The 15,313-nt window shown below is 45.8% G+C and carries 13 protein-coding genes; 7 read left to right on the top strand and 6 right to left on the bottom strand.

All coding sequences use genetic code 11. The features are described from left to right. Positions 1-60: 60 nt before the first annotated feature. A complete protein-coding gene (locus ING2E5A_RS02250) occupies positions 61-1,335 on the bottom strand; it encodes a DUF2851 family protein (protein ID WP_071136009.1) in 1,275 nt (424 codons plus the stop codon). Positions 1,336-1,489: 154 nt separating this feature from the next. Between ING2E5A_RS02250 and ING2E5A_RS02245 the strand changes: the two genes are divergently transcribed. From ING2E5A_RS02245 to gpmA, 3 genes are all read left to right on the top strand, one after another. Beyond that, on the top strand, positions 1,490-2,773 hold the full coding sequence (locus ING2E5A_RS02245) for an L-cysteine desulfidase family protein (protein WP_071136008.1): 1,284 nt from the start codon (positions 1,490-1,492) through the stop codon (positions 2,771-2,773). Between the two features lie 73 nt (positions 2,774-2,846). After that, the gene (locus ING2E5A_RS02240; protein ID WP_083373142.1) at positions 2,847-4,223 is read left to right on the top strand and encodes an MATE family efflux transporter; all 1,377 of its coding nucleotides are present in this window, start codon (positions 2,847-2,849) and stop codon (positions 4,221-4,223) included. A gap of 103 nt (positions 4,224-4,326) precedes the next feature. After that, positions 4,327-5,076 (top strand): 2,3-diphosphoglycerate-dependent phosphoglycerate mutase, encoded by a 750-nt coding sequence (gene gpmA / locus ING2E5A_RS02235; protein WP_071136007.1) that lies wholly within the window; start codon positions 4,327-4,329, stop codon positions 5,074-5,076. 56 nt (positions 5,077-5,132) lie between these two features. On the opposite strand, the gene ING2E5A_RS02230 is transcribed toward gpmA, so the two are convergent. Further along, positions 5,133-5,624 (bottom strand): thioredoxin-like domain-containing protein, encoded by a 492-nt coding sequence (locus ING2E5A_RS02230; RefSeq protein WP_071136006.1) that lies wholly within the window; start codon positions 5,622-5,624, stop codon positions 5,133-5,135. A gap of 618 nt (positions 5,625-6,242) precedes the next feature. Between ING2E5A_RS02230 and ING2E5A_RS02225 the strand changes: the two genes are divergently transcribed. Further along, positions 6,243-6,815, top strand: a complete 573-nt coding sequence (locus ING2E5A_RS02225) for a dihydrofolate reductase family protein (RefSeq protein WP_071136005.1) — start codon at positions 6,243-6,245, stop codon at positions 6,813-6,815. 83 nt (positions 6,816-6,898) lie between these two features. Here the strand turns inward: ING2E5A_RS02225 and ING2E5A_RS02220 are convergent, their stop codons facing one another. Both ING2E5A_RS02220 and ING2E5A_RS02215 read right to left on the bottom strand, forming a co-directional pair. After that, positions 6,899-7,999: a glycoside hydrolase family 5 protein gene (locus ING2E5A_RS02220; RefSeq protein ID WP_083373141.1), complete on the bottom strand. Its 1,101-nt coding sequence runs from the start codon at positions 7,997-7,999 to the stop codon at positions 6,899-6,901. Between the two features lie 173 nt (positions 8,000-8,172). Then, positions 8,173-9,774 (bottom strand): CotH kinase family protein, encoded by a 1,602-nt coding sequence (locus tag ING2E5A_RS02215; RefSeq protein ID WP_071136004.1) that lies wholly within the window; start codon positions 9,772-9,774, stop codon positions 8,173-8,175. Between the two features lie 165 nt (positions 9,775-9,939). On the opposite strand from ING2E5A_RS02215, the gene ING2E5A_RS02210 reads away from it, so the two are divergent. Continuing rightward, a complete protein-coding gene (locus tag ING2E5A_RS02210) occupies positions 9,940-10,275 on the top strand; it encodes a zinc ribbon domain-containing protein YjdM (RefSeq protein ID WP_071136003.1) in 336 nt (111 codons plus the stop codon). Positions 10,276-10,742: 467 nt separating this feature from the next. Here ING2E5A_RS02210 and ING2E5A_RS14940 read toward each other — a convergent pair whose 3' ends face one another. Together ING2E5A_RS14940 and ING2E5A_RS15190 are read right to left on the bottom strand one after the other, a co-directional pair. Beyond that, positions 10,743-10,922: a DUF4372 domain-containing protein gene (locus ING2E5A_RS14940; protein WP_083373140.1), complete on the bottom strand. Its 180-nt coding sequence runs from the start codon at positions 10,920-10,922 to the stop codon at positions 10,743-10,745. A gap of 175 nt (positions 10,923-11,097) precedes the next feature. After that, positions 11,098-11,283: a hypothetical protein gene (locus tag ING2E5A_RS15190; protein WP_154670009.1), complete on the bottom strand. Its 186-nt coding sequence runs from the start codon at positions 11,281-11,283 to the stop codon at positions 11,098-11,100. Positions 11,284-11,344: 61 nt separating this feature from the next. On the opposite strand from ING2E5A_RS15190, the gene ING2E5A_RS02205 reads away from it, so the two are divergent. Together ING2E5A_RS02205 and ING2E5A_RS02200 are read left to right on the top strand one after the other, a co-directional pair. Next, positions 11,345-12,499, top strand: a complete 1,155-nt coding sequence (locus tag ING2E5A_RS02205) for a sialidase family protein (RefSeq protein WP_092032272.1) — start codon at positions 11,345-11,347, stop codon at positions 12,497-12,499. Positions 12,500-12,558: 59 nt separating this feature from the next. Then, the gene (locus ING2E5A_RS02200) at positions 12,559-15,279 is read left to right on the top strand and encodes a glycoside hydrolase family 2 protein (protein WP_071136001.1); all 2,721 of its coding nucleotides are present in this window, start codon (positions 12,559-12,561) and stop codon (positions 15,277-15,279) included. Positions 15,280-15,313 lie beyond the last annotated feature (34 nt).

Genomic DNA, 15,313 nt, shown 5'->3' with positions numbered 1-15,313 from the left:
TTTCTGATAATAGACAATTAAAAAAACGGAAATTTGACAAATCGACGCTGTTTTGTAGCCTTATCTCGACAAAATCCGGTATCCGATCTTGCAGTAGAGACACTTCCCTCTTTCGCAGTAGGCTCTTCGCAGCTGGATAAGTGCTTGGGAGTCGAATGCATTGGCTGGAAAGATTCCTGCCTTTTCAAATTCGGTAATGATAGCGTTTCTTTCCGGTTTCAGCGACTCCAGGAGTTGCATCGCCCTTTCACAGAATTTCTCCTGGCCGGTCTTCTGCCCGTAGACAAAAAACATGGGCACAACCGTATTGATGAGGATCACATTGCAGGAGGAGTCTCCCAGATACTTGCGGGACTTTGTTGACCTCTTCCCGAAGGAGTAGTGGGTATGCCAGTAGTCGGAGGCCTCCACCTGAAAATAGAGCCGTAACTGGGCCGGATCATCCTCCTCCAGCAGCAGAGGAAAGAGTCGCCCCCTCTGCTTCAGTAGTGCCGCCAGCTGTGCAATGCGTACCTGCGGAAACGCGTTGGGTCGGACGCGCAATTGCTTAAAGAGGTAACTGGGAACAGGTTGCAACCGATACTTTAGCCTCAGAAACTCATACTCTCTCCTGAGCTGCTGGCAGTAATCATCGGTAGCCCCATCGCCATACAACATGCCTGCCTGTCCGAACAGCAAAGCCTCAACCTGAAGAAGGCTGTCGCCATGCCTCATGATACAGTTGAAGGGCAGGCTCAATGCCAACCGTTCAAAGATGTCGGAGTTCAGCCCAAATCCGAAGTTCCGGGTCAGCAAAACATAGAAGGCCTGATCCCATGAATTATTGAACCGTTCAAGGTGTTTGCGGATATCGTTGATCTTCCGCTCCAGACGCTCAATCCCCGTTGCCGCCAACCATGTAGTGACGATCTCCCTCTCTACCAGGGGAAGCTGGTACCTGCATGGCAGGTTCGACCTGCTGTTGAGCAGGTAGTCGGCACTCCGTTTTACCTTTTCGGGGATGATGAGCTGCATCTGTGGAATTAACGCGCCCTTCTGGTTCCTCACGCTACCCTTCACCCTCTCCGCCACATGCAGGATAACCGAGTTGAAACGCTCGTCGGTATGGTGACCATGCCTGGTCCATTCGTCGGAAGAGCCATGCAGCTCCACGTCGCCAGCCCATATCTTCTCTCCTATCCTGATTTTTGCATTGAAGAAGTCGGCCCCGGCATCGCTGTTCCGCACCCCGGGGTCAATGATCTCCAGAGGCTCTCCATCCACCGTTTGGAGGTCGGTCCGGTCGAAAATCCGGTATTTCCAAACATAATGAAGCAAATATTCGCTGGTTGCCATAACCCTCTAAAATGTCAGCAGTTCAAATATACAACTATATTCCGCTCAAGTCAACCCTTTTTATCCGCCTTCAATATTTCTTTCTCCTGACAGCTTTCTGCCGTTTTTTTCAGTAACTTTGCCATGATCAAAACCACATGAATCACAAATTTGCATGTTAAACCAGCAGGAACGAAGAAAGATCAGGCGATTGATGCAGCAGGAGATTATTCCGGCCATCGGTTGCACGGAGCCGGTTGCCGTCTCGCTTTGTGTGGCAAAGGCTACGCAGGTACTGGGAGTGGAGCCTGAACAGATCGGGGTGATCCTGAGCCCCAACGTACTTAAGAACGCCATGGGGGTCGGAATACCTGGTACAGGGATGATCGGCCTTCCCATCGCCGTTGCGCTGGGTGCGCTTATCGGAAAACCGGAGTACGGATTGGAGGTTCTTCGCGATCTTCAGCCCGCCGACGTGGAACGGGCACGGCAATATGTCCAGGAGCAACGGATCAAGATCGACGTTGATACCGAGATTGAAGAGAAACTCTATATCGAGGTTCGTTGTTTTTCCGGCAACGACTCCTCCATCGCCGTTATCCGTGGTAGCCATACCCGCTTCTCCTACATCGGGAAGAACGGGGAAGAGTTGCTTAGGAACGATACAAAAGGCGCAGAGGAGAAGGTGGAAGAGGTGCCGCTCACCTTCCGGAAAGTCTATGAATTTGCAGCCGATTCGCCCATCGATGAACTGGAATTTATTCTTGAAGCAGCGAAGATGAACCGTGAAGCATCGCTCCAGTCACAGAAACAGAAATATGGTCACGACGTAGCCAAGAGCCTGATGGGTGAAAGGGGACGGGCCATTTTCGGTGAAAATATACATAGCCGAATGATCTCGGCAACTGCAGGCGCATGCGATGCCAGGATGGATGGCGCCCTAATTCCTGTAATGAGCAATTCCGGAAGCGGCAACCAGGGTGTAGCCGCAACACTCCCCGTCCTTACCTACGCCGAGGATGTGGGCAGCGACCGGGAAAGCCTGATCAGGGCTCTGATCCTCAGCAACCTTACAGTCATCCATATCAAACAATACCTGGGCAGACTATCGGCATTATGCGGTTGCGTGGTGGCATCGGCCGGATCCAGTTGCGGCATAACCTATCTGATGGGAGGCAACTACGATCAGATTACCTTTGCCGTCAAGAACATGATCGCCAATATCACCGGCATGATCTGCGACGGTGCAAAACCGAGTTGTGCACTGAAGATTGCCAGCGGCACCTCCACCGCAATGCTTTCCGCATTGATGGCCATAGAGAATCGGGTGGTGACACCGCATGAAGGAATTGTGAACGAAGATGTGGACAAGACCATCCAGAATCTCGCCATTATCGGTCGCCAGGGAATGGCAGAAACGGACAGGATCGTACTCAAGGTAATGACGCACAAAGCATAACATTTACCGAACATAAGTCCATCGATATCCGTTATAAGACGGACAAATCAAGCTTAATCACCAGTTACCGACAGTGCATAACTCCATCACGGATAAGGAACTTGCGTTCGAAACAAAAAAGATAAGCTCCCTGGTCTGGGAATACTCCATACCGGCCATTATCGGCACGCTCGTAAATTCACTCTACAATATTGTCGACCGGATCTTTATCGGACAGGGGGTTGGCGCCTATGCCATATCGGGCCTGGCCATCACCTTTCCAGTCACCACGCTTGCCTCATCGCTTGGCATGCTGATTGGGGTGGGTGCAGCCAGCCGGATATCCATTAGCTTGGGTGAAAAGAAGAAGCATACAGCAGAGCAGATACTTGGCAACTCCCTGATGCTTATTCTTCTGTTCAACGCTGTGATCATCACCCTCTTTTATGTTTATCTCGACAAGATCCTGCTGGCATTCGGAGCTACGGAGAACACACTGCCCTATGCCCGGGAGTATCTGCAGATCGTTCTGATCGGAAACCTCTTCATCAGTCTCTGTTACAGCTTCAACAACATGATGCGCGCATCGGGATATCCCCGCAAAGCGATGATTACCATGCTGATTGGCGCTGTACTGAATATCATCCTCGACCCGATATTCATTTTTGTATTTGACCTCGGCATCGCCGGCGTTGCCTGGGCCACAGTTATCTCCATGTTTATCGGCATGTTGTTTGTAATGCACCATTTTGCACAGGAAACCAGCATGATCCGGATACGGAAGAAGAACATTGGGCTGGACTGGAAGATCGTCATGGCTATCGTCTCGATCGGACTCTCCCCCTTCTTTATGCAGGTGGCAGCATCTGGCGTGGCGGTTCTGCTCAACACCTCCCTGTTGAAATATGGCGGAGACTTGGCCGTAGGCGCATACGGGATCCTCAACTCCATGTTGCTCATCGTTGTGATGACTGTGGTGGGATTGAATCAGGGTACACAGCCAATCATAGGCTACAACTACGGAGCCGGCAACTATTCCAGGGTGAAAGAGACCCTCCTCTATGCTATAAAGGTGGCGACCATCATCACCTGTAGCGGATTTGTCATCGGCATGTTTTTTCCCCGTCAGTTTGCCGCCGCGTTTACTGGCGACCAGAAACTGCTCGATATTGCCGAAAATGGCATCCGGCTGAGCATGATAGCCTTCCCTCTGGTGGGATTCCAGGTGGTTGCAGGGAACTTTTTCCAGAGTATCGGTCGCGCAAAACAGGCAATTATCCAGAGTCTCAGCCGACAGATCATCTTCCTGGTCCCGGCGCTGTTGTTTTTCCCCCCCTTGTTCGGATTGAACGGAGTCTGGATTGCCATGCCGGTTTCAGACTTCCTGGCATCGTTGCTTTCACTCTATCTGCTTATGGGACAAACAAAAATTATCCGAGCCATGCAGGAGAGCCAACCGCTCTACCATTGAACAGCCGCCTTGCAAATAGCCCTGCAAAAATTCGGAAAATTCATCCTTTTTGAGTAGTTTTGTACCTCCAAAACTTCAGAAAGTAATCAATAAAGAATATACAATGAAGAGAGTAGTATTAATTCGCCACGGCGAAAGCGTGTGGAACAAGGAGAACCGTTTCACGGGATGGACCGATGTGGATCTGAGCGAGAAGGGTGTTGAAGAAGCACACAAAGCCGGTAAGTTGTTGAAAAAAGAGGGCTTTCAGTTCGAAAAGGCCTACACATCTTACCTGAAACGGGCAATAAAGACCCTGAACGTGGTCCTGGATGAGATGGATCTCGATTGGATCCCCGTGGAAAAAACGTGGCGTCTCAACGAGAAGCATTACGGTATGCTTCAGGGATTGAATAAAGCCGAAACGGCTGAGAAATATGGAGACGAGCAGGTCCTCATCTGGCGCAGGAGTTACGATGTTCCTCCAACACCGCTGGCCAAGGATGATCCCCGCTCTCCTTTCGTGGATGCTCGCTACAAGGGTGTGGACGAAAAGGATCTGCCACTTACGGAAGCGCTGGTTCATACTGTAGACCGTATCCTCCCCTACTGGAACAATACCGTTGTTCCCGAGATGAAAGAGAAGTACAACGAAGTGATCATCGCTGCTCACGGAAACAGCCTGCGTGGAATCATCAAGCACCTGAAAGGGATTTCCGACGAGGATATCATCAGCTTGAACCTGCCAACAGCTGTACCCTATGTCTTTGAGTTCGACGACAACATGAATCTGTTGAAAGACTATTTCCTGGGCGATCCGGAAGAGATCAAGAAACTGATGGATGCCGTGGCCAACCAAGCCAAGAAGAAATAAAAAAAGTCAGGGTGCTCAAATCGGGCACCCTGACTTTATCAATACGTTTTAACTACTTAGATCAGACGTTTCAATTTTTCGACCGACAAATCTATCTCCAAAATTACTCCGTTTTCATCGATCAAGTAATTCCTGAAGCCGTTCTTCAAGCGAAACTCCTTGTAAATTGCCGAATTGGCACCTGTTTCGTCGCAGAACTGTGCATGTAGGTCAATCCTGTCCAAGAGCGCCGTACGTTCAAAAACTGTCCGGTTCTCGTCAAACGAGATCGACACAAACACCACGTCGGGGGCTACCGCTTTCAAATAGTTATAGAGCGAGACATTGCTGGCTCTTGACTGGGCATCGTAAGCCGCCCAGAAGCTTAGTACTACTTTTCTGCCCTTATATTCGCTTAAATCGAGACGTCTACCTTCCCAACCATCGAGAACAATATTGGGTATCTGTTCTCCAGGGTAATAACCTGTGGAGGGTTTCTCGGTTTGAATCGAGCTCGACATCAAAAAAAGCGAAGCAATTGCTACCAGGCAAAAGTTCAAATACTTCATAAATAAAGTTTTAGTTAATACTCAAACTTGTCTGTGCTTCACGCATTTCATCAAGTTTCCTGTTGTTGACTTTTCGCTAAAAGCCATTTTTAACGGGGACAAAAGTACGCCGGTTTTCATTAAGAACAAATTTTTAGGGTAAAAAAAATGTTTCCAACTGTTAAATTCATCCAGGATTCATTCTGTAAACACCTATATATAAGACCATTAATATCCATCTGCATGAGTCTGCTGTAAGTAATGGCCAAATCTGCACTTGCAGCTCGAAAGCGTATTAATCGGCGTTAGTTCAGATTCCCTGATGCATCGTCAGGGGAGAGTACTCCATGAGTTTTGTGATGGAGATATTTATGGCGAAGTATCTTGGAATATGCAAATAATCAGCTACATTTGTCAAATGATGCCGCCATATGTCCAGTTAGTCCAACTTCCTGTAACCTTGGTTGTAGAAGCAGCTCTATGGGTGATATTTGTTCCTCTCCTGATCTGATGTTCTACACGACAGTGACTCATTTTATCGTATGCAACAGCAACTGCAGGTGGCCAGTAACAGCAATTCTTGCACTTCGAGGGCATGGTTGCAGCAGATTTACAAACAGGTAATTATTTTTAACGACAATGAGAAAATTAAAATTACAGATGCAAACCTCCATTGACGGTTTCCCTCAATATGGAGCGAATGATGAACAGCATTGGGTCATCAGGGCCTGGGACGAAATCAAAAATTATATTCTTGACTTGGCAAACAGTTGTGATACCGAGATAATAGGCAGAAGACTGGCGGTTGACTATATTCCCTACTGGCTAGAGGCCAATAGAAGACCAGACAATCCGATGTATGAACTTGCAAAAATCAAAGTATCACAAAAGAAGATCGTTTTCTCAAAAAGCTTGGACAAGTCTCTATGGGATAATACTGAACTGGCGAAAGGAGATTTAGTTGACGAGGTGTACAAACTGAAGAAACAGAACGGGAAAGACATTATCGTCTATGGCGGGACAACTTTTGTTTCGGAGCTGATCAGTAGTGGACTGATTGATGAGTATCACCTCTTTCTCAATCCCGTCATACTTGGCAAAAAAGGCGTTCCCATATTTGACAAACTGGAGAGTTACAGACAACTCAAGCTAAAAAGATCACTTGTTTACGATTGCGGAATAGTGCTGCTTCACTACGAACCAAAAAGATAGATAGTCGACATCATGAAAATCTCAATGTGCCAGTCAAGGAGAGGTAAGAGTTTCGATGGCTGAAGAACGTGAAAGCAAAAGCACTAACTCCGTTTCAGCAGTTCAAGCATCTCCCTGTCGAGCAGGAGGCCCTTATAGTTCTCATATTTTACATCCTTCCGGTTGCTGTTCAGTACCCCGAAACTGCCATGCAGGTTCCATAACGACCATCCCCAGTTCTGCTCCCTGAAGATGGTGAAGAGATCCTCCAGCCAGGCCATGGCCACCTTGTGAGGGGTTTGGTTGTAACAGCCCATTTCGCCGATGTGGACCTTTCCCCCTTTCTCTACCCAGGGTTTCCAGGGAGCCACACAGGCCTGGTAGACCGATTGCCGGTCATGCACTTTTCCATCCAGATGGAGTGGCCAGGTGAGCTTCTCCTCGGGAAACTCCATCAGGATTTTCGCCCCCGGCCAGGTAGCCCTGAAATGGGAGATCAGCATCGGATCATATCCCCTGCCGCTCTGGATAATATTGGGGATATCTGTTACTGTCATCAATGGAGTACGCCCTACATCCTTGCCATCTACGATGATCAGGCGGTCCGGGTCTGCTTCACGGATCGTCGAGATCAGGCGACGGGCCACCCGGTCATATTTCTCATCTTCAACCGAAGGGGCCTCGTTGATCAGATTGAAGCTCAACTGTGAGCTGGGTATCCCCTTATATCGTTCGGCAAACAGTCTCCAATGAAACTGACACGCCTTCAGGGGCTCTTCATCTTCGAACAGGTTGGTGGGCAGGGGGCGGGGATTATTGATGCAGTATCCCGGCGCGCGGTGGAAGTTGAGGTTGATGTGCAGGTTGTACTGCCGTGCCAGATCTACCGCCACATCTATCTCTTTCAACACCTTCTCATCCACATTGTACCAATCCTCTTCACTGCTCCAGCACCAGTAAGAGAGAGGGATGCGGACAAAATTGAACCCCCATTCGGCAATGATCTCGAAATCTTTCTCGCTGAAGTCGCTCTGTGTGTCCGGGTTGAACTTGTTGAGCAGATTGAATCCTTTCCAGGTAGGGAGTAACTGGTTGCTGTTGTTAGTTGTGAACAAATCGGGTGAAGAGATCAGCCGGTTGCCAACCCCGGGAAGAGTTATCGCCGAGGCAACACCCATTGTCCTGATAAAATCGCGTCGTTTCATCTTGTTGTCTGGTTTTATTGAGGTTTTGTTTTCTCATTTATTCATGGTACAGCGCTTGTCTGTCAGCCTGACAACAAATTTATCAATATTTCCTTTTATTTATCAATTTATCAATAGTTCGTTAAAAATATAGTTTAGGTTTAAGCAGCAATGGCTGCAAACCCAATGAGTCCTTATTTCAGCGCATTAATATTTGTATCCAGCCATTCCAACCGTTTTTCAACAAAATTGATCAGGTATTCCACCTCTTTTTCGTACGAACCTCTTATTTTACTTGTATTCCATTGTTGGTCAGTGATACTCCAACCGGCGCCAATTGGCTTTGGACTGAAATTCCTTTTCTGTGAATCATTCAATAAATGTGCATGTTCCTTAATAAAATCCGGAATCATGTTTAACTCTGGTTTCAACTCGTTCCAGCGACTTTTCAACTCATTTACAAATTGAGGATCTTGGAATAAACGATCAAACCAAGGCGACTGGGTTTTAATAAACCATCCATCCCATTCACTCGACGTCGCCCCCTGTTCCCATGTTATATGGTCGGCATTTCCAAACGCAAGGTCGAAGTCCCAAACAAGCGGAAATTCAATTTTCCCCTTTTTCCGGAGTGCCATGTAGCAACTACCACGTAGATTGCCATCTACATTTTTTGCCAACTCCTGCACAATGTAATAGTTAATAAAAGAGGGAACATCAATGTATTTTCTATAACCTTCCACAGGATCTGTAAAATTCTCAGAGTAAAGCACTTCCTCGGCCATATTGAAGAAGTTCTCTACATAATTAAACTGATTTGTAGTTGGCTCTTCAGGATCTTTAAACATGATAGGTAGATTTTTCTTATTTGTCCTGAATCGGTATGGCTCATCATAATGAAAGTCAAGCTCCAGAAAATAATCACCTGTTACAGCATCTCCCGAATTATCATTTTGAGAAACAATATTCAGATTAACTCTTTCGTCCGATACCCTAACATGTTCAGTCAGAGTATAAACACCCCTATAGGTTCCATTCATATAGTAATCAACACTCACAGACTTAGGTGTCCATGGCATTTCCACAATTTTGGAAATCTCAAAAGCGGTCAGGTTTCGCAACAGTGTTTTATCATAAAAGTTGGCAAGCAGAGCCCAATTTTTATCCGTACTCATGCTTAACAGCGAGCTTTTTTCATCAAGTTTAATTCTATAAGGCTTTTTAGGAACCCCATACCAAGTAGAATTTCCTCTACCTTTCATTTCACCTATAGCATTGAATTCTGTGGTACTTGTATATAAATTATCGGGGTCCATAACTTTTAGCGTAATTTTCTTATATGTCTCCTTTTCATCATCCCTGTACTCCTGACGACCTTCCACCTCAACATATACTTGCGGCAGCTGTGGAAGTTTTTTCGTTATCGTAACTGTGTATTCGCGCGGTTCACTATTAATTCCAAAAACCGTATATGTAACAGGTTGACTAAAATCGTTTGCCGTAACGTTGCTTATTTGTTCAACGCCATTTACTTCAACCTTAACACCCACATAATTAAAGGAAACAACAAGGTTGTTGAGTGAAACATTATATGGAACAGTCAATTTTATTTCAATGCCAGATCTATCGCCCACAACAACCTCATTCAAACCACTGTTGAATTCAGGTCGTAATGTAAAAGATTCAAACTTAGGCTCCAGGACTTCTTTTTCCGATTCTTTATCACAAGCAATAAGACCGGTTAACAGTATTAGAGCAAGATATAGTAAACTACGCGATTTAATAAAACTCATCATGATAAGATGTTATCATTAATATTATGCACAAATGTAGGATTTATTTATGCATAAAACAATCACATCGTTCATATTAACACAATTCGTATTCTTATTTGCTGAATATTGAGATTTTGAAGAGATGCTTTTGTAGCCTATCTTTGCATCAATTAAACAAAAATAATAATGACACAAACACCGAAATGTATTAAATGCCAGAGTGGCGTAACCTATTTCGACGGATCACTTTTTCACTGTACCGAATGTTTTCATGAGTGGACACAAGCCGATATCGACTTAGCAGAAGATTCCGCTAAAGTTATCGATAGTAATGGAAATGAATTGTTTGACGGAGACGATGTTACTGTAATCAAAGATTTAAAAGTAAAAGGCTCTTCAATGGTTGTAAAACGTGGTACTCGTGCTCGTGGAATAAGACTTTCTGAAGATGATCCTACCCATGTGCAGGCAAAAGTAGATGGTCAAGTAATATTTCTAAAGACAGAATTCCTGAAAAAATAATTTTAACAGCTTAGATCCCTTTTTTCTAGATTCTTACGCACAGTTATTCGCACAATTTGTGCTATAACTCTGTTTTTTTATCCAATTTATCAATTGTGATGTTTGTACGATATGAAAATAGAAAGTTCCTATATGTCGGTATTGTTGGATAACAAAATTTGAGAAACTTTCATATAGTTTATGCAAAACCAGACTACACTATCTCATGTTTGTTGACCAAGGGTTGATACTTCCGTTGTTTCCTGGATGTAATAAAGATGAATCCATTTTGGGCAAAGTTGATATAGACTATGTAGATTATGTAGATATAAAAAGCGATGCGAAGCTTTTTTATAAATTTGTTTGCCATAAAGATTTGTTGATTCGGCATGCACAGAAAATCACTACTGTCCGGTTTAATTTTCTCAAAGTGGCAGTAAGGGATAATCGGACTGTTATACCTCTCCCTCTCTTTAGACAAATTTTACTCAAAGATAAGTTAGTTTCCAGGGATCGCCCAGCTGGGCAAAACTCATTACCAGAAAATGATCATTACAGGTGAATCTTCTTACCCTGAAGTCACCCCTGTAGCGATCAACGCATCTTTGGAATTGAAAATCTGATCTAAACACCATTAGTTGTGATAGAACCGTGTTGCCGGCATTCATCCATTTGAATATTATTACATAAGCAAAAGTATGAAATCAAATCGACCAAGTGGAAAATCGAATGTAATTAATTCCATACAGGCAATACACATGAGATTATCTTGCCCTTAACCAGACACTTGTGATGTCAAATCATGAACCAGATGGGTTGATTATATTGTAAAAAAACTAATATTCAAGAGTGTAATCTGGGGATTTCCACCCCACTTGCTACAGCTAGACAACGGCTGGTTGTTGGCGGCATGAAGCATACAATGGAGACCTGGGCCATCCGGCAAGTGTAGAGCTGGATGATGGAACCATATTGACGGTATTCTATCAGCAGGAGAAGCAGGGTGAGCCCTGAACTTTGCGAATACAATTCATCTTCGAGTCGTTTTTTTTCCTACCTTCGTAAAATGCAATCTTAGAACGTTGATCCTATGAACAGATTATCCTGTCGCTGCCATCGGCCCATCCGACTTTTCTGCCTCATGCTGATAACCGTTATGTTCATTGCCTGTTCCTCGGTCAGGAATAGAGGAGAAAAGCCCGGCAGAATACCTGAAACGGTCCTGGGGCTTACCCCATCTGCCGATAACCCCCGTAATAGTGAAGGCGACTTCATCACACTGAAGGACGGAAGGATCTTGTTTGTGTACAGCCACTATACCGCCGGAACAGGAGGGGATCATGATCCTGCCTTCCTTGCCGGGAGATATTCCCATGACGGTGGAATGAGCTGGACAACCGAGGATGTGATCGTTGTTGAGAATGAGGGAGGGATGAATGTGATGTCGGTCTCCTTGCTTCGCCTGCAGAACGGGGAGATTGCCCTTTTCTACCTGAGGAAGAACTCCACTGAAGATTGTATTCCGATGATGCGGATCTCCAAGGATGAAGCCCGCACATGGAGTGATCCGATACCCTGCATTACCGACAGGAAAGGATATTTTGTGCTCAACAACGACAGGGTAGTTCAACTCAAAGATGGCCGGCTGCTGATGCCAGTGGCGTTGCACAATGTACCGGGAGGAAAATGGGAAAACAGGGCCGCACTCTACTGTTACCATTCGGATGACAACGGTCGCACCTGGCATGCCAGTTCACAGGTCCCGAACAGCGGAGAGACCATTACCCAGGAACCCGGAGTGATCGAGATGAAAGATGGGAGAATCATGATGTATATCCGTGCGAGCGGGGGTCTCCAACAACTCTCCTACTCCTCCGACAGGGGGGAGACTTGGAGTCACATCGAGCCCGGCAACATTCCGTCACCCTTGTCGCCGGCAACGATTGAAAAGGTTCCGGAGAGCGGCGACTGGATACTGGTCTGGAACAACAACGACGGCACAAACCCTGGTACAGCTAACAAAAGAACACCGTTGACCGTTGCTATCTCAAAGGATGAGGGACAAACCTGGGAGAGAGTCAAAAATATCCACGACGATCCCGACGGATGGTATTGCTACACGGCAATCCACTTTGTCGACAACAAGCATCTGCTCCTCAGTTACTGCGCCGGAAGCCAGTCACGCAAAACAGAGCTGGCCGTAACGGTCAACACCCTGTTGCCACTGAAATGGATATATGAATGACAACATCGCATAGTGAGCAAAAAATGAAAAAACCACACATAAGATTTGTTTATTACGAAATGAAAACCAGAATTACATTACTATTTGTTATCGCATTATGCTGCACATACTTTGGCTATGGACAAGAGGTAAATTCCGAACGCACGTATAAAGCAGTGCTTACATCACAGGATGGGCACAAAGGTCAATTTGTCTGGAAAATGAAGAAGGCGACTGATTTGACGGCAAGAACCGAAGCCCTCTCCACAACAAATACCTCTACCGGTGACTGGATGCCGGCAATTGTTCCCGGCACTGTACTCAACTCTTTGGTATATAATGGAATATATCCAGAACCTTATTATGGATTAAACAATAAACTGGAATCAAACCTGATTCCGGATCTTTTCCATGCGGGTCGCGATTTCTATACCTACTGGTTCAGAACAGAGTTTGAGACACCCGCCAAGGATTTCAAGGATAAAAAAACGTGGTTGCAGGTAGACGGGATCAATTACCGCGCCGAACTGTGGTTGAACGGTAAGATGATAAGTAACATTGCCGGCATGTTCTATCAGGATCATATAGATATATCCGATTACATTCATCTTGATCGGACAAACGTATTGGCAATTAAAGTTTATCCCGTAGATGTGCCGGGTACAATAAAACCGAAAGGGAAGAAAACGATTGGTGCACTCAATGATGAGTTCCAGAACGGTGGCAACGGAGAGATCGGAAGAAACGTGACGCAACTGATGACCGTGGGTTGGGACTTTACATTCCTGGACGGGATCAGGGATCGCAATACCGGGATTTGGAGAGATATCTCCATATATACTACGGGGCATGTGACGCTTCGTCACCCTTTTATCAAGTCCGACTTGTCCAGACCGGGTTATGATCTGTCGCGACAAACAGTTTCGGTGGAGGTTGTCAATCCCGATGACAGTTGGACAGTTCATGAAGTGACCGTTGAAGGGGAAATCAAAAATGAGAAGATCACCTTTGAAAAGCAGGTGCGGTTAATCAGGGGACAACAGCAAGAGGTGCTTTTTACACCGGATGAGTATCCCCAGTTGGTTATCAAGAATCCCCGCCTGTGGTGGCCCATCAATAAAGGATCACAGGAGTTGTATGATCTTAGCTTAAGGGTGAAGGATAAATCGGGAAATATCCTCGACTCCATCTCCGTAAAATTTGGGATAAGGGAGATAACCTCCCACACCGATACCCCGGACGGCTCACGCACATTTTGCGTGAACGGCAAACCGATTTTTATAAAGGGGACCAACTGGCTTCCTGAAAACATGCTTCGAAATTCAAACGAGCGCACCTATGCCGAACTGCGTTATACGGCACAGGCGGGAATTAATATGATCCGCTTCTGGGGTGGCGGAATTACCGAATCCGATTATTTCTTTCAGTTGTGTGATGAACTGGGTATCATGGTATGGACCGAGTTCTGGATGACTGGCGACACAAAACATCCGGCAGACAAGAGCATCTATTACAGCAATGTTGCCTCTACAGTCAAACGGATCCGCAATCACCCCTCCTTGGCCTATTATGTTTCATCCAACGAGTCTACGGAGATGCCCGAAACTGAAGCCCTGATCAACCGGCTGGACGGTACACGCGGGTATCAGATGCAGTCGGAATGTTGCGGAATACATGATGGGAGTCCATATAAGCAGGTGAACATCATGCGTCATTACGAAAACACAGCTTCCGATAGAGGAAGCCGCATTGATGGTTTCAACCCCGAGTATGGGGCACCATGCCTGCCCATAGTGGAATGTTTACGTGAAATGATGGATGAGGAAGATCTTTGGCCAATCAACAAGACTGTCTGGGATTACTCCGATGGCAACGGGTTTCACCTGATGACATCACTCTATACCGATATGGTCAATGAATACGGCCCATCTAAAAACATTGAGGAGTTTGCCGAGAAGGGACAGTTTGTCGGGGCATTCAATTATAAAAGTATCTGGGAAGTATGGAATTATAATAAATTGAACCATGGCGACCGCTATACCTCCGGATTTCTGTTCTGGTACCACAACTCTCCCATCCGTCAGGTTTGCTCCCGCATGTGGGACTGGTCGCTGGAACCAACGGCGGCCCTGTATGCCGCCCAGAACGCCTGTGAACCGTTACATCCTCAGTTCGACTATCTTAAGAATAGAGTTTCGGTGGTGAATGACTATTACCGCTCTTTTGACAATTATAGGGTAAGCGCCGAAGTTTACGACCTGAATTCAAGGAAAGTGTTCTCCAGAGAGGCAAAAATCAATATTCCCGAAGATGGCGTTTGCGAGGATATCTTCAAAATCGATTTTCCGTCGGATGTAACAAGTGTCCATTTCATAAAACTTAGATTACTGGATGAAAACGGGAAAGAGGCAGGAAGTAATTTCTATTGGCGCTCCAACAGTAAATATGAAGGGAAAAACAGATTAACGGGACCAACAACCGCCGGATTCCAGGAGCTCTCCAAACTGAAAAAAGCCAAACTCAAGGTAAGTTACAAAACACGCAAGCAGAACAATAGCTATTTTGTTGAGATAGATATCAACAACAGATCCGGCTCTATTGCCTTTTTCACCCAGCTGCAATTTCTGGATGGCAGCGGATCTCCAATTCGCCCCTCTTTTTATACCGACAACTTCTTCTCGTTGCTTCCCGGTGAGAAGAAAACCATCACCATAGAGGTCAATCAGGAGAAACTGCCTGAAAATAGAAAACTGGTGGTGAAAGGCTGGAATATCGACAAACAGGTATTTCCGCTTAATTAAGTTATAACTGATGGATGCCCCAAGGCCTCAAGAG

The sequence above is a fragment of the Petrimonas mucosa genome, assembly GCF_900095795.1.
Lineage (GTDB): Bacteria > Bacteroidota > Bacteroidia > Bacteroidales > Dysgonomonadaceae > Petrimonas > Petrimonas mucosa.
Note: the sequence above shows the minus strand (reverse complement) of the source record. Positions and strands in the feature narration are given on the sequence as shown.

Coding starts and splice junctions, on each gene's coding strand:
- ING2E5A_RS02250 (WP_071136009.1), bottom strand. CDS start 1,335: ATGGCAACCAGCGAATATTTGCTTCATTATGTTTGGAAATACCGGATT.
- ING2E5A_RS02245 (WP_071136008.1), top strand. CDS start 1,490: ATGTTAAACCAGCAGGAACGAAGAAAGATCAGGCGATTGATGCAGCAG.
- gpmA (WP_071136007.1), top strand. CDS start 4,327: ATGAAGAGAGTAGTATTAATTCGCCACGGCGAAAGCGTGTGGAACAAG.
- ING2E5A_RS02230 (WP_071136006.1), bottom strand. CDS start 5,624: ATGAAGTATTTGAACTTTTGCCTGGTAGCAATTGCTTCGCTTTTTTTG.
- ING2E5A_RS02225 (WP_071136005.1), top strand. CDS start 6,243: ATGAGAAAATTAAAATTACAGATGCAAACCTCCATTGACGGTTTCCCT.
- ING2E5A_RS02220 (WP_083373141.1), bottom strand. CDS start 7,999: ATGAAACGACGCGATTTTATCAGGACAATGGGTGTTGCCTCGGCGATA.
- ING2E5A_RS02215 (WP_071136004.1), bottom strand. CDS start 9,774: ATGATGAGTTTTATTAAATCGCGTAGTTTACTATATCTTGCTCTAATA.
- ING2E5A_RS02210 (WP_071136003.1), top strand. CDS start 9,940: ATGACACAAACACCGAAATGTATTAAATGCCAGAGTGGCGTAACCTAT.
- ING2E5A_RS14940 (WP_083373140.1), bottom strand. CDS start 10,922: ATGAATGCCGGCAACACGGTTCTATCACAACTAATGGTGTTTAGATCA.
- ING2E5A_RS02205 (WP_092032272.1), top strand. CDS start 11,345: ATGAACAGATTATCCTGTCGCTGCCATCGGCCCATCCGACTTTTCTGC.
- ING2E5A_RS02200 (WP_071136001.1), top strand. CDS start 12,559: ATGAAAACCAGAATTACATTACTATTTGTTATCGCATTATGCTGCACA.